Origin of the sequence: Streptomyces sp. NA02950 (assembly GCF_013364155.1) — a bacterium.
GTDB lineage: Bacteria > Actinomycetota > Actinomycetes > Streptomycetales > Streptomycetaceae > Streptomyces.
The window spans coordinates 6099988-6122211 of record NZ_CP054916.1 but is presented as its reverse complement, the minus strand read 5'-3'; the positions used below and the strand labels follow the sequence as shown (position 1 = coordinate 6122211).

21 protein-coding genes and 1 pseudogene are annotated in these 22224 nt (G+C 70.0%); 8 read left to right on the top strand and 14 right to left on the bottom strand.

Going from position 1 to position 22224, the window contains the following annotated elements; translation table 11 throughout:
• Positions 1-13 precede the first annotated feature (13 nt).
• From HUT19_RS26815 to HUT19_RS26775, 9 genes are all read right to left on the bottom strand, one after another.
• Positions 14-1981 carry an aminotransferase class III-fold pyridoxal phosphate-dependent enzyme gene (locus HUT19_RS26815; RefSeq protein ID WP_176182913.1) on the bottom strand — a complete coding sequence of 656 codons (1968 nt, stop codon included), beginning with the start codon at positions 1979-1981 and terminating at the stop codon, positions 14-16.
• Positions 1978-2898, bottom strand: a complete 921-nt coding sequence (locus HUT19_RS26810; protein ID WP_176182912.1) for a phytanoyl-CoA dioxygenase family protein — start codon at positions 2896-2898, stop codon at positions 1978-1980. Before HUT19_RS26810 ends, HUT19_RS26815 begins: the two co-directional genes overlap by 4 nt.
• 30 nt (positions 2899-2928) lie before the next feature.
• Positions 2929-4173, bottom strand: coding sequence for a hypothetical protein (locus tag HUT19_RS26805; protein ID WP_176182911.1), 1245 nt, complete (start codon positions 4171-4173; stop codon positions 2929-2931).
• Positions 4161-4625, bottom strand: a complete 465-nt coding sequence (locus HUT19_RS26800; protein WP_176182910.1) for a hypothetical protein — start codon at positions 4623-4625, stop codon at positions 4161-4163. The genes HUT19_RS26805 and HUT19_RS26800 overlap by 13 nt, the downstream gene beginning before the upstream one ends.
• Entirely contained in the window at positions 4609-5619 is a 1011-nt protein-coding gene (locus tag HUT19_RS26795; protein WP_176182909.1) for an LD-carboxypeptidase, read from the bottom strand. The genes HUT19_RS26800 and HUT19_RS26795 overlap by 17 nt, the downstream gene beginning before the upstream one ends.
• Before the next feature lie 3 nt (positions 5620-5622).
• The gene (locus HUT19_RS26790; RefSeq protein ID WP_176182908.1) at positions 5623-6405 is read right to left on the bottom strand and encodes a class I SAM-dependent methyltransferase; all 783 of its coding nucleotides are present in this window, start codon (positions 6403-6405) and stop codon (positions 5623-5625) included.
• Positions 6402-7253 (bottom strand): class I SAM-dependent methyltransferase, encoded by an 852-nt coding sequence (locus HUT19_RS26785; RefSeq protein WP_176182907.1) that lies wholly within the window; start codon positions 7251-7253, stop codon positions 6402-6404. Before HUT19_RS26785 ends, HUT19_RS26790 begins: the two co-directional genes overlap by 4 nt.
• Before the next feature lie 51 nt (positions 7254-7304).
• The gene (locus HUT19_RS26780; protein WP_217712286.1) at positions 7305-8441 is read right to left on the bottom strand and encodes an amino acid--tRNA ligase-related protein; all 1137 of its coding nucleotides are present in this window, start codon (positions 8439-8441) and stop codon (positions 7305-7307) included.
• A gap of 105 nt (positions 8442-8546) precedes the next feature.
• Positions 8547-8723: a hypothetical protein gene (locus HUT19_RS26775; RefSeq protein WP_176182906.1), complete on the bottom strand. Its 177-nt coding sequence runs from the start codon at positions 8721-8723 to the stop codon at positions 8547-8549.
• A gap of 583 nt (positions 8724-9306) precedes the next feature.
• On the opposite strand from HUT19_RS26775, the pseudogene HUT19_RS26770 reads away from it, so the two are divergent.
• Positions 9307-9505 (top strand): annotated as a pseudogene (locus HUT19_RS26770) (IS701 family transposase); the annotation flags it as partial.
• Positions 9506-9560: 55 nt separating this feature from the next.
• Here the strand turns inward: HUT19_RS26770 and HUT19_RS26765 are convergent.
• Complete coding sequence (locus HUT19_RS26765; RefSeq protein ID WP_176187332.1) at positions 9561-10550, bottom strand: zinc-binding alcohol dehydrogenase family protein; 990 nt, start codon at positions 10548-10550, stop codon at positions 9561-9563.
• Between the two features lie 109 nt (positions 10551-10659).
• Positions 10660-12672, bottom strand: a complete 2013-nt coding sequence (locus tag HUT19_RS26760; protein ID WP_254885805.1) for an AarF/ABC1/UbiB kinase family protein — start codon at positions 12670-12672, stop codon at positions 10660-10662.
• Between the two features lie 294 nt (positions 12673-12966).
• On the opposite strand from HUT19_RS26760, the gene HUT19_RS26755 reads away from it, so the two are divergent.
• From HUT19_RS26755 to crcB, 4 genes are all read left to right on the top strand, one after another.
• Positions 12967-14004 (top strand): polyprenyl synthetase family protein, encoded by a 1038-nt coding sequence (locus HUT19_RS26755; protein WP_176182905.1) that lies wholly within the window; start codon positions 12967-12969, stop codon positions 14002-14004.
• Between the two features lie 115 nt (positions 14005-14119).
• Positions 14120-14620: a CrcB family protein gene (locus tag HUT19_RS26750; protein ID WP_176182904.1), complete on the top strand. Its 501-nt coding sequence runs from the start codon at positions 14120-14122 to the stop codon at positions 14618-14620.
• The gene (locus HUT19_RS26745) at positions 14617-15024 is read left to right on the top strand and encodes a DUF190 domain-containing protein (RefSeq protein ID WP_176182903.1); all 408 of its coding nucleotides are present in this window, start codon (positions 14617-14619) and stop codon (positions 15022-15024) included. Before HUT19_RS26750 ends, HUT19_RS26745 begins: the two co-directional genes overlap by 4 nt.
• A complete protein-coding gene (crcB, locus tag HUT19_RS26740) occupies positions 15021-15395 on the top strand; it encodes a fluoride efflux transporter CrcB (RefSeq protein WP_176182902.1) in 375 nt (124 codons plus the stop codon). Before HUT19_RS26745 ends, crcB begins: the two co-directional genes overlap by 4 nt.
• A gap of 88 nt (positions 15396-15483) precedes the next feature.
• Here crcB and HUT19_RS26735 read toward each other — a convergent pair whose 3' ends face one another.
• Positions 15484-16452 carry a LysR family transcriptional regulator gene (locus tag HUT19_RS26735; protein WP_176182901.1) on the bottom strand — a complete coding sequence of 323 codons (969 nt, stop codon included), beginning with the start codon at positions 16450-16452 and terminating at the stop codon, positions 15484-15486.
• Between the two features lie 82 nt (positions 16453-16534).
• Between HUT19_RS26735 and HUT19_RS26730 the strand changes: the two genes are divergently transcribed.
• From HUT19_RS26730 to HUT19_RS26720, 3 genes are read left to right on the top strand one after another with little or no spacing between them, the layout of a single operon-like run.
• Positions 16535-17314 (top strand): succinate dehydrogenase cytochrome b subunit, encoded by a 780-nt coding sequence (locus HUT19_RS26730; protein ID WP_176182900.1) that lies wholly within the window; start codon positions 16535-16537, stop codon positions 17312-17314.
• Between the two features lies 1 nt (position 17315).
• Positions 17316-19271: a fumarate reductase/succinate dehydrogenase flavoprotein subunit gene (locus HUT19_RS26725; protein ID WP_176182899.1), complete on the top strand. Its 1956-nt coding sequence runs from the start codon at positions 17316-17318 to the stop codon at positions 19269-19271.
• Positions 19268-20023 (top strand): succinate dehydrogenase/fumarate reductase iron-sulfur subunit, encoded by a 756-nt coding sequence (locus HUT19_RS26720; RefSeq protein ID WP_176182898.1) that lies wholly within the window; start codon positions 19268-19270, stop codon positions 20021-20023. The genes HUT19_RS26725 and HUT19_RS26720 overlap by 4 nt, the downstream gene beginning before the upstream one ends.
• On the opposite strand, the gene HUT19_RS26715 is transcribed toward HUT19_RS26720, so the two are convergent.
• Together HUT19_RS26715 and HUT19_RS26710 are read right to left on the bottom strand one after the other, a co-directional pair.
• A complete protein-coding gene (locus tag HUT19_RS26715; RefSeq protein ID WP_254885804.1) occupies positions 19998-21671 on the bottom strand; it encodes a PH domain-containing protein in 1674 nt (557 codons plus the stop codon). The two genes, HUT19_RS26720 and HUT19_RS26715, sit on opposite strands and share 26 nt — an antisense overlap.
• Positions 21668-22171, bottom strand: a complete 504-nt coding sequence (locus tag HUT19_RS26710; protein WP_176182897.1) for a PH domain-containing protein — start codon at positions 22169-22171, stop codon at positions 21668-21670. Before HUT19_RS26710 ends, HUT19_RS26715 begins: the two co-directional genes overlap by 4 nt.
• Positions 22172-22224 lie beyond the last annotated feature (53 nt).

The window sequence follows — 22224 nt, the reverse complement described above, 5'->3', positions numbered from 1 at the left end:
AATCCCACCACGCCTAAGATCCCCGTACGAGGGCCAGAGACCTCGTCAGTGCGTCCGCGACCACGTCCACCGTGTCGAGATCATGTGCCCTGCTCACGAAGTTGGGACCGGTACGCGTCAGCACTCCTCGCCGGGCCATCTCGCTGACGATCTTCTGGTCGAGAACGGTGTCTCCGGTGAAGCGGAGGAACGGCATCTGGTCATGGCCGTGGACCACGTTCCCGAGTCCGCTCCTGGTTGCCACACGGTCGACGGCCTCACGCATGCGCTGGCCGGTCGCGGCCAGTCGTTCGTAGTGTTCGGGGCGCCCGTACTCGCGCAGGCTCGCCTTCATCACCTCGAACAGGAGGACATCGCCGGACCGGCTCCCGCCGTCGTCGTCCCGCAGGTGGCCCATGATGTCCGCCCGCCCGGTGACGACCGCCACCGACAGCCCCGAGGCCAGACCGTGCGAGAGGCAGACAAGATCTCCGGTGACTCCGTGCGACCCGCCGAGCCCCCCGGGAAACCGGAAAGCCGTAAGACCCTCGTCGAGGACCAGGAGGGCGCCCCTGCTCCCGCACGCCTGCTGGAGCCTGCGCAGAAAGCCTTCGGAGAGGCGACGGTGGAGCGGCCCAGCGACGAGCACCCCGGCGATCCGGGCCCCGTCTGCCGCGACCAGGTCGATCAAATCTTCCTCGTCGTGCACAGCGTCGAGCGACGCGACGGTGGTCGGGTCGACCACCCGGTCCGGGACATTGGCCGGCCAGGCCACCGGTCCCGCCGCTACCACGTCTTTGCGGCCCGTGAACCGGCGGGCCAGGTCGACCGCCGTCCGGACGGCGTCGGTGGCCGTCGGGACGAAGTGCACGACGTCGGCGCCCGGAACGGCCTTGGCGATGAGCCCCGCCGCGGCGACACGAGCCGGGGACGCCGGCGCGAGAGACAATCCGTTCACCGTCCGCTCGCGGATCGTCCGGGTGACCGCGGGGTGGTCGTGTCCGAGAATCACGGCGCCGTCACCGCACAACAGATCGACGTAGGCGAGGCCGTCCACATCCCAGACAACGGGCCCCTGGGCCCGCTCCAGGAACTGCGGATACGTTTCGTCGGAGGCGGCGAGCCGACCCGGATCCGCCCGCGGGCTTCCAAGCAAGCGCGCCTCATCGGCCCGATACCCGGCTGATCGCGTCAGCAGCGGGACGGCGCCGTCGCGAGGCAGTTCAAGGGAACCCCGCCACGTGGGCGTGTCCCCGGGCACGATGGCCTTGTGCGCCTCACGCGCCCGCAGCCAGTCCCGCCCGATGTCCCGGACGACGACCTCCTTGGTCCACAGCGCGTTGTGGCGGTCCCTGGAGGCGGTCGAGATGACATGCTCCCGGACCCGCTCATCCGGACAGCGGATCGGATCGGACACCGCCAGGGCTTTCGCGACCGTCGGAACCCAGCGGTCGGTGCGGTGGACGTGAGGCGCCAGCGGTAGATAGTTCGCCGCCCAGCTCGCCGCGGTGAGCCGGCGCAGCGGGACCCTGGTTCCGCATACCTCCTCCACCTCTCCGTCGCGGTTGAAGGTTCCTCCCCGGGCGACGTGGTCGCTGGCGAAGGAGATCTGAGTGCTGTCCTGGTCGACGAGGTCCTCGATCAACGCGTTCAGGTCAACGTCGCGGTAGAACTCCCAGTCGTCTTCGAGGTGGATCCCCACCGGCGCGCGTGTGTGGGCGAAGAGAACCGACAGTGCGCCTTGGAGACCGATGTGCCGCGGGAACTCCTCGACAACCACCGAGCAGACGCGATCGTCCACCGTCCGGATGTCCCGGAGGAAATCGCGCACCGAGTCGGCCTCACTGTCGCTCACCGGGTACGCGGGATCGATGGTGACCAGCACACGGAAGCATCCGGAGTAATGACAGTGCCGGAAGAAGGAACGGTATGTCCGGATCAATGTCGGCCGGCGGGTGGAGGTCGTGGTCAGCTCGACGCAGCCAGGCACATGTCCCTTCATGAGCCGGAGAGTATTCGCGACCGTGGCGGCTCGATCTTCTCCAATATCTCCATGTATGCGAGATCGCGCGGTGGAGGGATCAGCGGAACCTCGGCAGGCACCGAGATCCACCGTTGCGATGTCCATCCACCTGTCAACTCCGGCCAGTCGGGGGTGCGCGGCCATCCGTGCGGGTGCAGGAACTCCGGCCGCATCGGGTCCGTCGGCAGTTGGTACCGGAAGTCCGCCGACAGCCGGACCCGGTCACTGCGATTGGTCATCGCCGCGTGCACCGTGAGGCTGTGGAAGACGAGGATGTCGCCGGGACGGTAGTCGGCCGTCGCCCACCGCGGATCGTCCGGTTCCTCGCGCACGTACAGAGGACGGGCCCCGCCCATCGTGGCATCGGGACGCCGGAACCCCTCCCGGTGAGACCCTGGAAGGACGCACAGTCCCTGGTGGTCGCCCGAGCAGGACGTGAATGGGATCCAGATCGTGAGCACGTCCGTGGCGACATGAAGGCCCGCGAAGTCCTGGTGCGGCCTGGTGAAGAAGCCCCCCGCGTCGTCGGCGGGGAACGCGACCCTGGCCACCCGTGCCGGATGGCAGAAGGCCGGACCACCGAGGATCCCCGACATCAGGTCCACGAGCACCCGGTCGTGTGCCAGCGCATGGAACGACTCGACACTCTGTAGCGCACCGTATCCTCCGCTCATCGACTCGCTGGTGAATCTGCGGTCGCGGGAACGCACACGGGTCGAGCCGGAATCGTCCAGCCAGCCGAGCCCGCACAACGCGGCACGGAGGTCGGCGGAAACGGCTTCGACCCTGCCCAGGTCGAGTGTGCCGGGCAGGTAGAGGTAGCCGGCCTCACGAAGACGACCCGTCAGTTCGTCCGGGTCGTCGCGCACATCACTGGAATCGCGTAGCGATCGCATATCGAGCCCCTTCCCGTCCCCGTCGCGGATTCAATAGAAACGTCCGCCCAGAAGGGCTTCGTTCCCGGGCACTCCGCACTTGCCGCAGGGCGCCTCCACCTCTGGAACGACCCAGCCGAAGATCTCCTCTGTGTTCGTTGCCGCACACTCGCGGCAGCGTGCGACCAGACGTCCTGCCTCCCTCAAACCGGCCGAGAACCGGTCGGCGGAGGACCGTCTGAGACGATCGTCGTGCGCGGCCAGTTCACCGTGCAGCGTCCGTGACTCCGGCAGAGCGGGAAGATCTGATCGGAGAAGGGGGTACCTTCGCGCGATGCGTAGACCTTCGGTCCGGACGCCGAGAATGAGCGGAACGCCCTGACGAAGCAGCCGCCGCTCCGCACGCCGGCGGACGGAGCGCCGGGGGTCGGAGTTCACCAGGCGGACACGGACGCCTTCGTGGGCCTGCTCTGTCCGCCACTCCTGGATCCTCCGGTCCTGCTTCCCGACGAGCACTCCGACCTGCGCATCAGCGAGGGCAGATGGGAGGACCAGTCCGGCGGAGTCCCGGTGGTGCAGGGCGACGAGAGCCAGGAGTTTCCCGGTGAATCCGACATCGATCACCTCGGTGTCGGTGAGCAGCCTGTCACGGTAGCGGCCCGACATCACGTAGAGCGTCGCCGTGACCGTGGGCCGCCCATCGGGCAGGCAGCTGACCGTCAGATAGGTCATCCTCCCGTAGGAGGCGAGGTTCCCGGTCCGCACGGTCACCACCGGGAGACACAGCAACTGGTGCAACCGCGTGATCGCCAGCTGATGGCGCTCCAGCTCGTCGAGGGCACTCTGCTCGCCCACGAGATGCGTCACTTGGACGGCCGGCCAGATGTGCCGATCCCGAAAGAGCGGCTGGGCCCCGCCCGGCAGTACGCGCAACAGACCCCCGACGGCCACCAACGGGCCGTCACTCCCCCGCTCCCGCAGCCATCCGACGCTGGCCGGCATGTTGTCGGGCGCGAGCACACAGGAGCCGCCCGCCTCAGGAACCTGCACCTCGTAAACATTGGCATAGTCGCCAAAAACGTCTTTGTACTCGGCGGCGGGCATGAGAAAGGGGTGCTCGACAATGCTGGGTTCCCACCATTGCCGGAGAGCCGACTCGTAACCCGATACCAGACGACGGGCCAACTGGAGCCCGGCGTCTTGCCACACCGGGATTCCCCGGCCGTAGGATCCGGGCAGGACGATCCGGGCGTCCTCGAGAGTCCGAAGGTAGGCGTCACCGATCACGAGGAGCACTCCCGTACGGTCTGCGGATCGGACCTGAGCAACGCCGCGATACGCAACGTCGTACGACCCCATCGACTGCTCTCCGCCACGGCCGACCGCCGCACATAAGGCTCAAGGCAGCCCAGCACTCTCTCTCTGTGCTCGGATGCCGAAGGACCATCCGTCTCAAAGGTCTCAATCATGAGCAGCCGATCGGTCTGCCCTTCCGGCAGAACGGCCCAGCCGAGCGAGAAGGACGCGGAGAGGCCCCGGCGGAGCCAGGCACGGTTCGCGATCTGGAAGTCGGTGCCCCAGGAGCGCACATACCATTCGCTGCCGTCTGACGCCTTGGTCCGGAGCGGATAACGAAAACCCTGCGGGCTGCCGACGGGGAAGGCCGGCACCGCGAGCAATCGCGTGAAGCCGGACTCTTCCAACAGTCGCGCCGCAGATGCGCTGACCTCGTCATCGAACAGCGGCATCGATCACCTCGATCGATCGCCGCTCCGAGTCGAGGGCGACTCGGCAGCCCAGCGGCAAGGTCGGCATGGGGTCGCAGTGACCGGCCAGCACGCCCGCGACCACGGGGAAGCCGTGGTCGGCGTACCGCTCGGCCACATGACCGTGCAGCGCGTCCTCGAACTCTCCTGAGGCCCGGAATCCATGACCCACCATCATTCCCGCCAGATCGTCCATGATGCCCACCATCTCGAGATGGGTCAGAAGCTGGTCGATCCTGTTGATGGAGGTGAGGCAGGTCTCCCACACCAGGATCGCGCCACGGAAATCGGGAAGATACTCGGTGCCACCCAATACGGACAGCGTGTCGAGATTGCCGCCCAGAAGCGGACCGACGCCCTTTCCCTCGACGATCCACGACCTCGGCCGGCTGGGCTTGAGCGATCGCGCCCGAGTGTCCTCCGAATCCCAGAGCAGGTGTTCGTCGGTCCATTCCGGGGGCTGCTGAAGCGGGCCGACGGCGGCGGTCTGGCTCACGGCCGTGAGGAAAGCGTCCCGGGTACCGGGGAGAGGCGCCGGGAACTCACCGAACTCCGCCAGCAGCGTCGGACCGTGGAAGGTCACGACGTCCGACTTGGCGACACAGGCGAGCAGCAGCGCCGTGATGTCGCTGTAGCCGATGAGGATCTTGGGATCTTCCCGTAGCCCGGCATAGTCGATCAGAGGCAGGATCGCGTTGCACGTGTGCCCCCCGATCGTGGCGACGATCGCCCGTACCCCGGGATCACGGATGAACTCGTTGATCTCGTCGGCACGCTCCTGCGGCGTGCCCGCACTGTCGCCGGTGCCCCAGGTCCGCGATCCCTCCCTGACAGTGAACCCCATGTTCCGCAGGGCATCGGTCGCGCGGCGGAACCGCTGCGGTGCCACGGGCGCGCCGGGTGCGGAGGGGCTTACGAGACCGATGACGTCTCGCGGCCGCAGGGTCGGCGGCCGGACAGGACTCCGTACGTTCACTCCTCACGCCTCCACGGCCTTGGTGAGGACCCAGGTCTCCCGCAGCGTCTCCGGGCCTGTCGGCCGCCGGCTGTAGTCGTCATAGATCACCATGCCGTCGAATCCCGCGCTTCTCGCGAGCGAAGCCAGGTGGGATTGTGCGTAGGCACGCTGCCGGTGGCGTTCCTCGTACCGGGCATAGGTTCCGTGCGGCGAGCGTGCGAACAACGTGATCAGAAAGTCGCAACAGGAGGTGGCCGGTTCGAACCTGTTCCGCCAGACGTACGCGAAGTCCTCCAAGTCATCGCCATAGTGCGACGAACCGAACACATCACGCAGCTTGCGGAGCGAGTTGACGTCGAATATGAAGGTGCCGCCCGGCTTCAGCACCCTGCTGACCGACCGCATGGTCTCCCGCACGTGTGCCTCGTCGCACAGGTAGTTCATGCTGTCGAAGACACAGAGGACCGCGTCGAAGGAGCCGTCAACGGGCACCTCGGGAAGCTCGGCTCGGATGAGCGGGCACTCCGGGCCCAACTTCTCTCGCGCACGCTCCAGCATGCTGGGGGAGCGATCCAAACCGGTGACGGAATAGCCGCGCCCGGCCAGGTGCTGCAGGACGGTGCCCGTCCCGCAGCACAGTTCGAGAACCTCACGGACCTCGAAGGGACCGACCCGCCATTCTTCTTCGACGAAGTCACACCACGCCTCGTACTGGTTCTCCGCCGTCCACCGGTCGTAGACCTGGGCCAGATACTTGTATGGCTCCGCCGCCCGGATCGCCACGTCGCCGGTCCCCCGCGTCATGGCTTGTAGACGTGGACCATCAGGTTCACCCCGCGATCGGCCCATCCGGGCATCCCGTTCACGGCGAGTTCCTGCTCAAGAGCGACCTGGAAGTGGGCGGGGTCGTCCAGCGTGGCGGAGATGTCGCTCATCACCTCGTAGGGGTAGGTGAAGTCCTCCGGCCCGGGAGACACGAGAGTCGTGACCCCGAAGACGCCGCGCACCTCGAAGCCCGCCCGCGTCGCCAGCTCGGAGAGGTCGGCGGCGGAGAATACCCGGAGCGGGGGAACATGCGGTGCCCACTGCACGATCGAGGTCTCAGCGAGCTTGCGGATCTCGTCTGCGGACGCCTGATCCCTGTTGAACTTCGACGCCAGGGCGTTGGCGAGCCCCTGACCCATGATCAGGCCGTGCTTACCCCGCTTGAGAGCCCGATACATCGTGTCGAACGCTTTGCCGGGATCGGTGTTGAAGCTCAGCATGTTGTAGACGCTGACAACACCGTCGAAGGAGTCGCTGGGAAGATCCGGAGCGTCCTCGATGTCGCAGTGCAGGAGCTCGACCCTTCCAGCGACGTGCTCAGCCTCCGCACTCGCAAGGCTCTTCGCGGCTTGGTCCAGCATGGCGCGCGACCTGTCGGCGACCGTCACGCGCGTCCCGAGCTCGCGAGCGCACCATTGGGCCCAGCGCCCGGTGCCCCCACCGGCGTCCAGGATGTGGTCGTCCGGACTCACATGCAGATGACGCCGCATCAGCTCGCGTATGACCTCGTCGCTGAGCCGCCAGTACGAGGCCTCATAGAAGCCATCCACGTTCTGCGCGTACGGCTCGAAGAACTCCTCGAACCTCTCGTCATTGATCAAAACCATGAACGGTATTCCCTCTCCGAATCCTTACCGATTACGGCCCATGATGAATGATCAGGGCTTGAGCGCCAGATGCGTTCGCGGGAAATGGCAGACATCCCAGATCGCCGGCATCTCCAGTACGCCTTGGAGGAAACGCTCCCAGCCGAGGCCGAACCCTGAACTACGACGCCAGCCGTCGAGCTCCCGGGTCTCCAGGTACGGCGCATAGTCCTGCGACGGAAGCTGGAAGATCTCTGCCTTGGCCGCGAGTTCATCAGCCCCGCCGATGCGTTCACCACTGCCGACTATCTCCCGATAACCGGGCCAGATGATGTCCGCGTTGTGGGCGGTCTTGGGGTCGGAGTTACGGATCTCCGCGTGGTAGAAGGGAACCTCAAGAAGGGGAAAACGACTGACGGTCACGGGACCCCCGCAGATCCACGTCAGCCGGATCTCCTCCCAGCTCCCGAATGTTCCTTCCGTGGTGAAGTGGCGGAACCGGTCTTCACCAGTGTCCTCATGAAGAAGGTCAAGTGCCTCACGGAGGGTCAGATGAGTGTAGGCCGACGGTGATGTCAGTGACGCCAACTCGGCCATTTTGTCTGCCGACAGGAAATGGGCGAGGGACTCCTCCTCATGTTCGAGAAGCTCCCTCAAAATACACGAGAGCAGCCCGATCGCACAGCGCAGATTATCTTCCTGCGGGACCCTTCCCTCGAATTCGATGTGATGAAACTCCGAAAGATGAGAGAAGTCGCTCTCCTCCAGGCGGAAGGAGTTGTACACACTGTACACCTCATCCACTCCTGGCTGAGCCAGTGCCAACTCAAGGTAGATCTGCGAAGACTCGGATAGGAACGCTCGCTCTGGCAGATCGAACCATGAAAGCGTGACAGGAGAAGTATCCGAGGTGTAACTGATCGCCTCTTTTCCATACACGGCACCCGGTGACGAGATCATGCGCGTGACGAGAGGGAGAAGAGTGAAGAGTGCACCGCGCTCAGCGAAATAAGAATGCGCCGCCGAGAAGACGCGATGATTGATCTTGGCGATACTCGCAAACGCCTTGTCCGTCGCGAGGTCCCGCACTCGACTGCGAAATTTCGAGACCGGCGCCTCAAGCTTCCTCACGTCATCGATCTGCGCATGAACGCGGTTACCTCGGAACCGGATACGGCCGTCATCCAGCGCCTCGTATGGACCCAGCAATTAACGTCCTCCCCCCGTCGATCAGGTGATGGCCACCAATACATTCGAGCGCCACTCGATGCACTGAGGCGACATTACCGTAATACACATGAAGACCGAGCCGACTCAGTCCAGCTCGAGATTCATGCAACTTAAGAGTTTCAGATAAACCCTAACCTCCTGCCTGAGAGCTGTCCAGAGCCACAATGGCTCAGACTGTGCGGCCAACTCGTCGCGGATTTCGGCGATATGACCATCTTGAGCCACCGCGCCCCGGTCGGGATCGCCCTGAATGGTGCGCATCCTGTGTGACCCATACAACAACCGTATCGCGCCCAGTGTCACAGTGAGACAGCATGGTTGACGTACAGTCATGCGTCCTGGTTCCGTGGTGTCAATTGCGCCGTAGTTAACCGCCCTTGCGGACGTCGGGGAGTCGCGCGGATCGGCGGGTCAGACGTAGCGGAATGGGACGCTCTTGTAGTTGGCGCGGCATCGGCGAGCGTGACGCGCTCACTTCGATGGCCAAGCAGCCTCCGGGACTCAGTGGACGGCGGTGCTGCGGACGCGAGTTCGGTCAGCAGGCCGACCTCCGGATCCACCGAGCCCGGGCAGAACATGTCCGCCGACGACGCGTCATAGGCCGACGTGACATCTCCTCCGGAGTGGCCGTCATCATCGGACATCCCCGAACCGTAGCGCCCGGCCTTCGTTGGCGCGCGGGGTTTTTCGGGCCCCATCCCGGCCCTGCGAAGCGAATGAAGCACCGCACAGACGCGGCACAGACCCTCCTAATGGACCCGGTGCGGGGTGAAGCGGGGTCACCAGCTGTTCCTGGGGTAGCGCCGGTACCGCGGCGCGGAGCGGGGCCGTTGCCCGGCCAGGCGATGTCTTCCACGTCATGGCCACCACCCGGCACGACACCGTCGTGACCCGCTGGGCGACCGACCACCCCCGTCAACAACCTGATCGACGGCCTGCCCCGGCAGAAGTGGAAACCCCGCTCATGCGGCCAGGGAGTACACGGCCCGCGGATCTACGACTGGGCACGCGTCGAGGTGCGGCCCTGGCACCGGCCGGATCGCGGCCACATCCTGCACTGGTCAACCTGGCGCCGCCGACACCAGCACCAAGCCCGCATCAGTCACTCATGGTCAGGACCGCGACGCCGTTGACCCGGTCCGCCGCGAGGTCGTCCAGGGCGGCGTCCGCGCGGTCGAAGGGGTACGGGGTGATGGTGGCGCGGATGCGGTGGGCCGACGCCGCGGCCAGGAACTCCCGGCCGTCCTCACGGGTGTTGGCCGTGACGCTGCGCAGGGTGCGTTCACGGAAGAGATGGCGCTCGTAGTTCAGCGGCGGGATGTCGGAGAGGTAGATCCCGGCGACGCTGAGGGTGCCGCCGCTGTCGAGCGCCTCCAGGGCCACCGGCACCAGCTCGCCCACCGGCGCGAACAGAATGGCCGCGTCGAGCGGCTCGGGCGGCCGGTCGGCGGCGGCGCCCGCGGAGGCGGCGCCGAGGTCGAGGGCGAGGGCGCGGGCCTCGGCCGAGCGGGTGAGCACATGGACGACCGCGCCCTGGGCGATGGCCACCTGGGCGGTGAGGTGCGCGGAGCCGCCGAAGCCGTAGATGCCGAGGCGGCCGCCCGGCGGCAGTTCGGCCCGGCGCAGGGCGCGATAGCCGATGATCCCGGCGCACAGCAGCGGGGCCAGCTCCTCGTCGGCGTATCCGGGGGGCAGGTCGTAGGCGTACGCGGCCGGGACGGTGACGTACTCGGCGTAGCCCCCGTCCGCGTCCCAGCCGGTGTACTCGGACGAGGGGCACAGGTTCTCCTGGCCGCGGCGGCAGTACGCGCAGCGGCCGCAGGTGCGGCGCAGCCAGGGAACGCCCACCAGGGTGCCGAGCCGCCGTCCCCCGGCCTCCGGGCCCGCCGCGACCACCTCGCCGACCACCTCGTGGCCGGGGACGACGGGGCTGCGGTGCGGCGGCAGATCGCCGTCCCGCACATGCAGATCGGTACGGCACACCCCGCAGGCCCGCACGCGGACCAGCAGTTCGTCGGCGGCGGGCCGGGGCACCGGCCGCTCCACCTGGTCGATCCGGCCGGGGGTGCGGACCACCCAGGCGCGCATGGTCGGGGGGATGTCAGCGTTCGCGGCAGCCGTCACGCGTCACAACGTAAGCCGCGGTGGTGGGCCCCGTCGTCGGGACGCGCCCGTCCGGCCGTCGTACCGTCACCCTTCACCGGTCCTCGCGGGAGATGATGAAGAGCAGCCGCAGCACCAGCACCGCGGTAATCACCAGCAGGTGGTAGCCGAAGAGCTGGAAGAGACCGGTGCCGGGGACGACCTCCGGTCCGCGCTCGATGCTCAGCAGGATCGCGGACATCACCCCGCTGGTCGCCGCGATGAAGGTGAGCAGCACCTCGTGGACCAGGGAGCGTACGTACTTGCGGTCGCGGGCGTCGGCGAACAGCCGGACCCCCACCCCCAGCCGTCCCTGCTCCAGCGCGCTGGTCACCCGGTCCAGCCGGCGCGGCAGCCGGCGCAGCAGCTCCCACGCGGCCAGCAGCTCGGCCGGTACGGCCGGTTCCGGCGACGGGATCGACGAGGAAGGACCGGAGGGCTGCGCGAAGGGGCCGCCCGCCCGGCCGCCGCGCCGTCCGCCGGTGAAGTGGCGCGCCTCGTCCACCATGGTGAACCCCGGGCAGACGGTGGTGAGGGTGCCCTCCAGGGTGGCCAGCGCCCGGAAGACGGCCGCGGCCTCCGGCGGCACCGTCAGCCCATACCCGGCGACCAGCCGGAACAGATCCGCGAACACCTGCACCTGGGGGGCGCTGCCGGGGACGAAGTGGCGGGCGAGAAAGCGGCCCAGGGCCCGTTCGAGGGCGCGCTCGTCGATCTCGTCGGGGCGCTCGACGATCTGGAGCAGCGCATCGCACAGGGCGGCCGGATCACCGGTGTTGACGGCCAGCAGGAACAGTTTCAGCCCGGCCCGCATCTGGGCGTCGACCCGTCCGACGGAGCCGAAGTCGATCAGCGCGACCCGGCCGTCGTCCAGCAGCAGGATGTTGCCCGGGTGCGGATCGGCGTGGAAGACGCCGTCGATCAGCACCTGGTCGAGCAGCGTGGCCAGCAGGGCACGTGCCCACCCGGCACGGTCGTCCTCACTCGCGGAGGCCAGCCGGGTGGCGCCGCCGACGGGCTCCCCCGCCAGCCAGTCCAGCACCAGAACCGATTCGCCGGACAGCTCCTCGTGGACGGTGGGCAGCCGGATGGCGTCGTCCTGGCGCCGCCGCGCCCACGCGGCCCGCACGGTGGCGATGTTGGCGGCCTCCACCCGGAAGTCCAGCTCCTCGTGGACGGAGGCGGCGAACCCCTCGGCCAGCTCCACCATGCCGATGGCGCGGGCCCAGCGGGTGCGGCGCTCCAGCATGGCGGCCAGTCGGCAGATGATGTCCAGGTCGCGTTCGACCACCGTACGGACGCCGGGGCGCAGCACCTTGACGACGGCCTTGGCGCCGTCGTGCAGCCAGACGGCGTGCACCTGGGCGATGGACGCGGCGGCCATCGGAGTCGCCTCGAACTCCTTGAACAGCGTCTCCAGGGGCACGCCGTACGCCGCGACGAGGGCTTCCTCGACGACGGGCCAGGGTTCGGGTGACACCTGGTACTGAAGTCGGCTCAGCTCGCTCACGAACTCGCGCGGCAGCATGTCGTGCCGGGTGGAGAGCATCTGGCCGAGTTTGACGAAGGTGGGACCGCCCTCCTCCAGGGCCAGCCGCAGCGGCCGGGCCAGCCGGGCGGCGCCACCGCCGGAGGGGCCCTTGGATCCGCCGCCGGAGCGGCCTTGGGCCCAGCCGCCGGAGCGTCCGCGCAGATACGGCCGCAGCCCGTGGCGCACCGCGATGGAGACGATGTGGGAGTAGCGGCGGCCGCGGGCGATACGGGACTTCAGCGCCCTCGGCCATCCGGCCGGGGAGCCCATGGACCCGCTCGGCAGCACCACCTCCCAGGCGGCCAGGAAGCCCATGGTGACCAGCAGCGTGGAGCCGAACTGCACCCCGGTGAGAATGCCCTGCTGCTCGGGCCGCTGCATCACCAGGTTGAAGACCCCGAGCCCGGCCAGGCTCACCAGCCCGGCGAACAGCGCCCGGATGAACCCGATGTGGAGCCCGAGCATCCGCCGCGCGCTCACCACGAAGACGGTCATGAAGCCGCTCATGACGAGGACGACGAGGGCGAGCTGAGCCACCTTCACCGCGGTCCCGCGGCGCCGTGACGACGTAACGCTGTCGCAGCCCCCATGTGCCCGTACCCCGCCTCTGCCCGCCTCGGACGATCCCTCGCTTCGATCCCCATCCTCGGCACCGGCCGCGGCGGGCCACGACGGGACGCGGGAAGCTGCCAGGAAGGTGTCAGGAGGCCGGCGGGGCGGGTGGTGTGCGCCCGCTCCGTCCCCGGCGCGGCGCACCGCACCGCGCCCGCCCGTGGCACCTTCCTGACACACCCCGCGATTCAGGCGCATTCCTCGCTTAGCGTCCGCGGCATGGTCGCGTCGTTCGCCCACACCGTGCGCGGTGGTTCCCTGGCCGGGGAGCTGGCCGCCCGCGAACCCGCCCTCACCGCCCGCCTCCAGCAGGGTCTGGACGCGTCCGAGGAGCGGCTGCGGGGGTTCGCCGCCGAGGCGCCGGACCCGTATGTCGCCCGGATCGTCGGGCATCTCATCGGCACCGGCGGGAAGCGGCTGCGCCCGCTGCTGACCCTGGTCGGCGCGGAGTTCGGGGAGCGGGATCCCCGCACCGCCGTGGACGCCGCCGCGCTCGCCGAGCTGGTGCACGTCGCCTCGCTCTACCACGACGACGTCATGGACCAGGCCCGCACCCGGCGCGGGGCGCCGAGCGCCAACGCGCTGTGGGGCAACTCCGTGGCCGTACTGGCGGGCAACTGGCTGCTGGCGAAGGCCGCCCGGCTCGCGGCGGAGCTCGGCCCGGAGATCCTGCGGCTCCAGGCCAAGGTCACCAACCGGCTGGTGACCGGGCAGATACGGGAGCTGACGGGCGTCTCGGCCGGTGAGGACGCGCTCTCGCACTACTTCGCGGTGGTCGCGGGGAAGTCCGCCGCCCTGATCGCGATGGCGTTGCAGAGCGGTGCGATACGCACGGGCGCGCGCGACGACACGGTGCAGGCGCTCGCGGAATACGGCGAACACCTCGGCACCGCCTTCCAGATCGCCGACGACATCCTCGACATCACCGCCGCGTCCGAGGTCTCCGGAAAGGAGCAGGGCAAGGATCTGGCCGTCGGCGTCGCCAGCCTCCCGGTGCTGCTCGCCCTGGCCGACGAGGGCCCCGGAGCGGAGGAGTTGCGGGAGCTGCTCACGGCCGCCGGGCGCGCGCGGGAGGGCGCCGCGGCGGTCCCGAGGGCCGTGGCGCTGCTGCGCGACGGCGGTGCGCCGGCGGAGGCGGAGGCGATGATGCGGGCGCGGCTGCTGCGGGCGCGGGCCGCGCTGGGCGGGCTTCCCAAGGGGCCGGCGACCCGGGTGCTGTACGCGCTGTGCGACATCGTGGCGGACCGCGACCACTGAACCCGTGAGCCCGCCTGAGCGCCGGGGCCACCGAGGCCCCGCGGGGCCGCCGGGGTCGCGTGAGCCGCCGGAGCCCCGGCGGCCCGGTGCCCGGTGAGCACGTACGCTGAGCCCCATGGGCAGCTCACGGTCTCAAGGGGTGACGGACGAGCCCATCGACCCCGGCATCGCAGCGCCCGCCCCCACCGGGCACGGCGCGTGGCACGGTCAGGGGCCGGTGGTGGCCGCGGTCGCGGTCGGCGGCGGGATCGGAGTCACCGCGCGCTACGGCGCGTCGCTGCTGTGGCCGACCCCGGCGGCCGCGTTCCCCTGGACGACACTGCTGGTGAACACCGTCGGGTGCGCCCTCATCGGCGTACTGCTGGTGCTGGTGGACGAGGTGTGGGCCGCGCACCGGCTGCTCCGGCCGTTCTTCGGCACCGGGGTGCTGGGCGGGTTCACCACCTTCTCGACGTACGCCGTGGACTTCAAGCGCCTGCTCGGCGAGGGCCGCGCCGCGACCGGGCTGCTCTCTCTGGCCGGAACGCTGCTGGCCGCGATGGCTGCCGTCTGGGCGGGGGCCATGGCGACCCGTCGTGCCCTGGCCCTCGGCGGATACGGCCGGAGCGCGCGATGAACACGCCGTCCGGGCCGCCGCCCGGCGCCGCCGGTGCGGGTGCCGGTTCCGGTGCGGGGAACGCCTCCGCGCCGGGGACCAACGGGCTGCGGCTGACCGTCTTCGTCGGCGAGCGCGACACCTGGCACCACCGGCCGCTGTTCGCCGAGATCGTGCACCGTGCCCACCGCGCGGGGCTCGCGGGGGCGAGTGTGTTCCGCGGGGTGGAGGGCTACGGCTCCTCGTCGATGGTGCACACCTCGCGGCTGCTGTCGCTCGGCGAGGATCTGCCCATGGCCGTGGTGATCATCGATACGGAGGAACGGGTGCGGTCCTTCCTGCCCGGTCTGGAGGACATCGTGGGCGACGCCCTGATGGTCGTGGACCCGGTCGAGATCGTCGGCCGCCCGGGGCGGGCCCGGTGAACTGGCTGCTGGTGATCGTCGGCGGGATGGCGGGTGCCCCGCTGCGCTATCTGACCGACCGTGCGGTGCAGTCCCGGCACGACGCGATGTTCCCGTGGGGCACGTTCACGGTGAACGTCATGGGCTGTCTGGTGCTGGGGCTGCTGACCGGCGCGGCGGCGGCCGGGGCCGCCTCGTCGCAGCTCCAACTGCTGCTGGGCACCGGGCTGTGCGGGGCGCTGACGACGTACTCGACCTTCTCGTACGAGACGCTGCGGCTGGCCGAGGACGGCGCCTGGCTGTTCGCCGCCGCCAATGTGGCGGGGAGCGTGGCGGCGGGGGTGGGCGCCGCGTTCGCGGGCGCGGGGCTGGCCGAGGCCGTCTGGGGCTGACCCGCGGACCACCCGTGCGGCGCGGCGTACCCGGCCGACGTGCCGCCGTACGGGACCGCGCCGCGCGCCCCCGCGCCGCACCGCCCGGCTACCCCTGCGGCCCCTCCGGCCCCTCCGGCCCCGGCGACAGCAGCGTCGTGCTCGGGGGCAGGCCTTCGCCCTCCCCCGCCCCCGCCGTGCGCAGGTGCTCCAGCAGTACTCGTCGGAGCTCGCGGGCGGCGCGGGGCGGGGCCACGTCCTTGCGGTGGGCCACCGCGATGGTGCGCCGCATCCGGTGGCCCGCGAACGGGGTGATCCGCAGCCCGGAACGCTCGGCCACCATCCCCGGCAGGACGGCGATCCCGAGCCCGGCGCGGACGAAGCCGAGCACCGCGTCCATCTCGCCGCCCTCGACGGAGAAGGTGGGCTCGAACCCGGCCGCCCGGCAGGCCGCCGTGGTGAATTCCCGCAGGTCGTAGCCGCGCCGGAACATCGCCAGGGGCTGGTCCCGGAGATCCTCCACCCGGATCCGGCGGCGTCGGGTGGGCGGTGGGGAGGCGGGCGAGGAGGCCACCACCAGCTCCTCGCGGAGCAGCTCGGTGGCGGCCAGCGCGGGGGCCTGGCCCGCCAGCGGGGCGATGATCAGGGCGAGGTCCAGCTCCCCGGCGGCGAGGCTGCGCACCAGGTCCTGCGACCCGCCCTCGTCCACGAACAGTTCGATCCCCGGGAACGCGTCGTGGAAGTGGCGCAGCACGTCGGGGACGAGGCTGGCGCACAGGCTGGGCGGGGCGCCGAGCCGTACCCGGCCCCGCCGGAGCTGGGCGACCTCCTGCACCTCGCGGTGTGCGGTCTCGGTGTCGGCGAGGATCTGGCGGGCCAGCGGCAGCAGCGCCTCCCCCGCGTCGGTGAGCGCGATGTTGCCGCGGGCGCGGTGGAACAGTTCGGCCCCCAGCTCCCGTTCCAGCGTTCTGATCTGCTGGGACAGCGAGGGCTGGGCGACATGGAGAAGCTCGGCGGCGCGGGTGAAGTGGCGGGTGTCCGCGACGGTGGCGAAATAGCGGAGCTGCTGGAGTCGCACGCAGCGATGATAGCTGCTGGCTATGGAAACCAGCCATATCATGTCTTGGACGAATCGCCAAGGGCTGCTTAGCGTCAAGGGCATGGCACTGGCGACACGCACGGACGCGGACCACAACCGGCCCGGCCACCAGCGAAGGCCCCCGGGCGAGCCATCTCGGAAGACGTCGCGGAAGACGCCTCGGAAGACGTCCTCCATCGGCTCCCTCTGGCACTCGACCGTCGGCAAGAAGGCGGTGATGGCCGTCACCGGGCTGATCATGCTGGCCTATCTGGTGGCCCATATGTTCGCCAACCTGAAGGTCTTCTTCGGGCCCGACGATCTCAACGGCTACGCCCACTGGCTGCGCACCCTCGGCGAGCCGTTCCTCCCGCACGAGTGGTTCCTGTGGCTCGCCCGGGTGGCGCTGCTGACCGCCGTGGTGCTGCACGCGGTGGCCGCGGCCCAGCTCAGCCGCCGGGATCTGGCGGCCCGGCCGCGCGGCTACGCCCATCAGCGGCGGCGGGCGAGCTATGCCACCCGCACCATGCGCTGGGGCGGGGTGATCCTCGCGCTGTTCATCGTCTGGCACATCCTGGACCTCACGACGCTCACGGTGAACGAGCGGGCCGAGCCCGGCCATCCGTACCAGAACGTGGTGGCGACCTTCTCCACCTGGTACGGCAACACCATCTACATCACGGCGATGCTCGCCCTCGGTCTGCACGTCCGGCACGGCTTCTGGAGCGCCGCCCAGACCCTCGGCGCGGGGCGGCCCCGCCGCGACAAGGCCCTGAAGATGGCCGCGAACACGCTGGCCGCGCTGTTGACCTGCGGTTTCATCGCCGTACCCGTGGGCGTGATGAGTGGAGTGGTGAGCTGAGATGAGCGCGTACACCGACTACCGGACCGGTGATCCGATCGCCGACACCACCGCGCCGGACGGCCCGATCGAGGAGCGCTGGAACCGCCGCCGCTTCGAGGCGAAGCTGGTCAACCCGGCCAACCGCCGTGGCTACCGGATCATCGTCGTGGGCACCGGCCTCGCGGGCGGCGCGGCCGGGGCGACCCTGGCCGAACAGGGCTACCAGGTGGTGCAGTTCTGCTACCAGGACTCACCGCGCCGGGCCCATTCGATCGCCGCCCAGGGCGGGATCAACGCCGCCAAGAACTACCGCAACGACGGCGACTCCATCCGCCGGCTGTTCTACGACACCGTCAAGGGCGGCGACTTCCGCGCCCGCGAGTCCAATGTGCACCGGCTGGCCGAGGTGTCGGTGGAGATCATCGACCAGTGTGTGGCCCAGGGCGTGCCGTTCGCGCGGGAGTACGGCGGGCTGCTGGACACCCGCTCGTTCGGCGGGGTCCAGGTCTCCCGCACCTTCTACGCCCGCGGCCAGACCGGACAGCAGCTCCTGCTCGGCGCGTACCAGGCGCTGTCCCGGCAGATCGCCGCGGGCCGGGTGGAGATGCACGCGCGCACCGAGATGCTCGATCTGATCGTGATCGACGGGCGGGCGCGCGGCATCGTGGCCCGGGATCTTATCACCGGCCGGATCTCCACCCATCTCGCCGACGCCGTGGTGCTCGCCTCCGGCGGCTACGGCAATGTCTTCTACCTGTCGACGAACGCCAAGAACTCCAACGCCACCGCGATCTGGCGGGCGCACCGGCGCGGCGCGTACTTCGCCAACCCCTGCTTCACCCAGATCCATCCCACCTGCATCCCGCGCTCCGGTGACCACCAGTCCAAGCTGACGCTGATGAGCGAGTCGCTGCGCAACGACGGCCGGATATGGGTGCCGAAGGCGAAGGGCGACACCCGGCCGCCGGAGGAGATCCCGGAGCACGAGCGCGACTACTACCTGGAGCGGATCTATCCGGCGTTCGGCAATCTGGTGCCGCGTGACATCGCCTCCCGCGCCGCGAAGAACGTATGCGACGAGGGGCGCGGGGTCGGCCCCGGCGGCCAGGGCGTCTATCTGGACTTCGGCGACGCCATCGCCCGGATGGGGCGCGCGGCGGTGGCGGAGAAGTACGGCAATCTCTTCGAGATGTACCAGCGGATCACCGCGGAGGATCCGTACCGGGTGCCGATGCGGATCTATCCCGCGATCCACTACACGATGGGCGGGCTGTGGGTCGACTACGACCTCCGGACCACCGTGCCCGGCCTGTTCGCGATCGGCGAGGCCAACTTCTCCGACCACGGCGCCAACCGGCTCGGTGCCTCGGCCCTGATGCAGGGGCTGGCCGACGGCTACTTCGTGCTCCCCGCCACCATCAACGACTATCTGGCCCGCCATCCCCACGGCGAGACCGCCGAGATCGACCCGGCCCATCCGGCGGTGACCGGTGCGGTGGCGGAGGTGTCCGACCGGCTGCGCCGGCTGCTGGCGAACGACGGCGACCGCACCCCCGACTCCTTCCACCGGGAGCTGGGCGAACTGCTGTGGGACGAGTGCGGGATGGCCCGCACCGAGAGCGGACTGCGCAAGGCGCTGGACCGCATCCCCGCGCTGCGGGAGGAGTTCTGGCGCCGGATCAAGGTGCCGGGCAGCGGCGAGGAGCTGAACCAGTCGCTGGAGAAGGCCAACCGCGTCGTCGACTATCTGGAGCTGGCCGAGCTGATGTGCCTGGACGCGCTGCACCGCGAGGAGTCCTGCGGCGGCCACTTCCGTGAGGAGAGCCAGACGGCCGACGGCGAGGCGGCGCGGCGGGACGAGACATTCTCGTACGCGGCGGCCTGGGAGTACGCGGGCACCGGCGTCGCGCCCGTGCTGCACCGCGAAGAGCTGGTCTTCAGTTACGTCCACCCCACCCAACGGAGCTACTCATGAGGCTCACCCTGCGGATCTGGCGGCAGCGCGGCCCCGAGGAGCCGGGCGCCCTGACCACCTACGAGGTCAACGGCATCTCGCCGGAGATGTCCTTCCTGGAGATGCTCGACACCCTCAACGAGGAGCTGATCCTCGGCGGGGACGAGCCGGTCGCCTTCGACCACGACTGCCGTGAGGGCATCTGCGGCGCCTGCGGCATGGTGATCAACGGGCAGGCGCACGGGCCCGAGCGGACCACCACCTGTCAGCTCCACATGCGGCACTTCGCGGACGGCGACACCATCGATGTGGAGCCCTGGCGCGCCGCCGCGTTCCCCGTGGTGAAGGATCTGGTGGTGGACCGGTCGGCGTTCGACCGGATCATCGGCTCGGGCGGGTTCATCTCCGCGCCGACCGGCAGCGCCCCGGACGCGCATGCCACCGCGGTACCCAAGCCGGTGGCGGACCTCGCCTTCGAGCACGCCGAGTGCATCGGGTGCGGCGCCTGTGTGGCGGCCTGCCCCAATGGCTCGGCGATGCTCTTCACCTCGGCGAAGGTGGTCCATCTCAACGCGCTGCCGCAGGGGGCGCCGGAGCGCGAGACCCGGGTGCTGGACATGGTGGAGACGATGGACGAGGAGGGCTTCGGCGGCTGCACCAACACCGGTGAATGCGCCGTGGCCTGCCCCAAGGGGATACCGCTCCAGTCCATTTCGCGGATGAACCGGGAGTTCCTGCGGGCGAGCCTCAAGGGCGGCGGCCGGACGGACTGAGCGCTTCCGCCCTCCCGTCCCCGGTCCCGTCCGCCCTCCCGTCCCCGGTCCCGTCCGCCCTCCCGTCCCCGGTCCCGTCCGCGGTCCCGTCCTCGGCCGTCACCAGGAACTCGTCGAGGATGCCGGGGGCGGCCGCGGCCGCGAAGGGCACGGCGTCCCCGGCGGCCAGGTCCGGGGCGCGATAGCCGTCGTGGCCCGCGGCGACGGCGGCCGTCACGGTGGTGAGACCGGCCCGCCGGGACAGCGGGTTGTCGGTGAAGCTCCAGGCGAGCACGGCGTCGCGCTCCAGGGCGACGGTGTCCCGGCTGAAGGTGCCCGAGCGGATCAGCAGATGACGTCCGGTCACCCCGTGGCCGAGGGAGCGGTGGGCGTCCCGGGCGAGCACCAGCACCACGGGCGTGACCAGCAGGGCGTAGCCGAGCGCGCAATACAGCAGCACCGGGGTGAGCAGCGCGCCGAGCACGGCGAGGGCGGTGGCGCCGGGCAGGACCACCCAGATGAACCCGCGGCCGATCCGGCGGCGGTGGGCGGCGGCGGGGTGGGGGCGCAGCGCGGGCCGGTCGAAGAGCGCCCGCGCCTCGCCGCCGGATCCGGCCTCGCCGCCGGGTCCGGGGGCGACCACTCCGGCGGCCACCCGCAGCGCCTCGGCGCGTGGCGCGGGCGGCAGCACCTGGCTGCGCTTGCAGTTCTCCTCGCGGCTGCCGAGGCCGCCCGCGACCGCCCGCACGGTGGCTCCGCCGCCCATGCGCAGCAGCAGCGGCTCGCGGAGCACCGCACCGCGCAGCCGGGAGCGTTCGAACGAGACCGAGCGGGTGGTGAGCAGTCCGCGGCGGATCCGCAGGGTGGCCGCGTCGGTCCACTCCAGGCGGTACTTCCACCAGTTCTCGGCGTACAGCGCCACCGCGCCGAGGCTGCCCACGGCGGCGATGGCGAGCAGGGCGAGCGGCACGGTGAGCCACAGCGCGCTGTTGCCGAACTCCTCGAAGGCGTCGCGGACCACACCGATCCGCCAGGGCTCGATGCCCATGTCGCTGAGCACGCGCCAGACGGTGCCGAGGACCGCGAAGACTCCGCCGAATATCCAGAAGGTGAGCGGGGCGTAGCGCAGCCAGCGCCGGTCGACCGTGGAGAGCACCGGATCCCCGGCGGTGGCCCTACCCCCGGCGCGGGCCAGCAGTTCGGCGCGCAGCCGCTCGGCCGCGGGGCGGGTGAGCGCTTCCAGGGTGAGGGCGCTGCCGCCCGCGGCGCCGTCGGCCGTGGTTCCGGCGCGCAGCACGGTGAGACCGAAGAGCCGCTGGACGGGGTGGGCGGTCAGATCGACATTGCGGATGCGGTGCAGCGGGATGGCGCGCAGCCGCCGGGTGAACAGACCGGTGCGCAGTTCGAAGGCGTCCGCGGTGATCCGGTAGCGGGTGCGCCACCAGCGCAGCAGTCCGCCGGTGGTGACCACGGCGAAGCTCGCGGCGATACAGCCGAGGGTGATCCAGGCGCGGGCGTCGAGCCGTCCGTGGGTGGCCAGGGCGGTGAGCCCGAGGGAGCCGAGCGGGGCGGCCATCCAGCTGAGATGGACGGCGACGGTGCGCGGGTCGAGCGAGCGCCACCCGGGAGCCGTGGCCGGATCCGGGGCGGCGGGGGGAGTCCCGTTCACGCGGCATCACCGGGCACCAGCTGGGCGGCCTCGCCGATACGGCGCGAGAGCTCCTCGGCGTCAACGTCGGACAGACCCGCGATCCGGATGTCGCCCGCGGTGGAGGCGGTGGTGACGGTGACGGTGGCCAGCCCGAACGCCCGCTGGACCGGGCCGCGTACGGTGTCCACGGTCTGCACGCGGGAGAGCGGGGCGATCCGTCGGGTGCGCCAGAACCAGCCGCTCGACGCGTAGACGGCGCGCTCCCCCAGCTCCCAGGCGTGCACCGCGTACCGCCACTTCGGCATGAACCACAGATAGCCGAGGCCGGGCAGTACCAGGACGGCCAGCAGCAGCGGGCCGAGCCAGGGCAGCGCGCCGGGGAAGAAGAGCAGCGAGAGGACGGCCAGGGCCAGTGCGGTGAGCAGCGCCGGGCCGCTGAAGACGAGCAGGGCCTGTACGGTCCACCAGCGGCGGGCTCGTGGGTCGACTCGGTGGCGTGGGGCCTTGAGTTCGGGCATCGCGGTTCCCCGTAAACTTTTTCAAGTCAGCTGTATTGAACGGGTGCCACTAT

What these genes read in the sequence shown, in the direction of transcription:
- HUT19_RS26750 (WP_176182904.1), top strand. Translation starts at nt 14,120, where the DNA reads ATGGGCAGCTCACGGTCTCAAGGGGTGACGGACGAGCCCATCGACCCC.
- HUT19_RS26720 (WP_176182898.1), top strand. Translation starts at nt 19,268, where the DNA reads ATGAGGCTCACCCTGCGGATCTGGCGGCAGCGCGGCCCCGAGGAGCCG.
- HUT19_RS26775 (WP_176182906.1), bottom strand. Translation starts at nt 8,723, where the DNA reads ATGCGCACCATTCAGGGCGATCCCGACCGGGGCGCGGTGGCTCAAGAT.
- HUT19_RS26800 (WP_176182910.1), bottom strand. Translation starts at nt 4,625, where the DNA reads ATGCCGCTGTTCGATGACGAGGTCAGCGCATCTGCGGCGCGACTGTTG.
- HUT19_RS26790 (WP_176182908.1), bottom strand. Translation starts at nt 6,405, where the DNA reads ATGACGCGGGGGACCGGCGACGTGGCGATCCGGGCGGCGGAGCCATAC.
- HUT19_RS26785 (WP_176182907.1), bottom strand. Translation starts at nt 7,253, where the DNA reads ATGGTTTTGATCAATGACGAGAGGTTCGAGGAGTTCTTCGAGCCGTAC.
- HUT19_RS26745 (WP_176182903.1), top strand. Translation starts at nt 14,617, where the DNA reads ATGAACACGCCGTCCGGGCCGCCGCCCGGCGCCGCCGGTGCGGGTGCC.
- HUT19_RS26730 (WP_176182900.1), top strand. Translation starts at nt 16,535, where the DNA reads ATGGCACTGGCGACACGCACGGACGCGGACCACAACCGGCCCGGCCAC.
- HUT19_RS26765 (WP_176187332.1), bottom strand. Translation starts at nt 10,550, where the DNA reads ATGCGCGCCTGGGTGGTCCGCACCCCCGGCCGGATCGACCAGGTGGAG.
- HUT19_RS26755 (WP_176182905.1), top strand. Translation starts at nt 12,967, where the DNA reads ATGGTCGCGTCGTTCGCCCACACCGTGCGCGGTGGTTCCCTGGCCGGG.
- HUT19_RS26810 (WP_176182912.1), bottom strand. Translation starts at nt 2,898, where the DNA reads ATGCGATCGCTACGCGATTCCAGTGATGTGCGCGACGACCCGGACGAA.
- HUT19_RS26710 (WP_176182897.1), bottom strand. Translation starts at nt 22,171, where the DNA reads ATGCCCGAACTCAAGGCCCCACGCCACCGAGTCGACCCACGAGCCCGC.
- HUT19_RS26815 (WP_176182913.1), bottom strand. Translation starts at nt 1,981, where the DNA reads ATGAAGGGACATGTGCCTGGCTGCGTCGAGCTGACCACGACCTCCACC.
- HUT19_RS26725 (WP_176182899.1), top strand. Translation starts at nt 17,316, where the DNA reads ATGAGCGCGTACACCGACTACCGGACCGGTGATCCGATCGCCGACACC.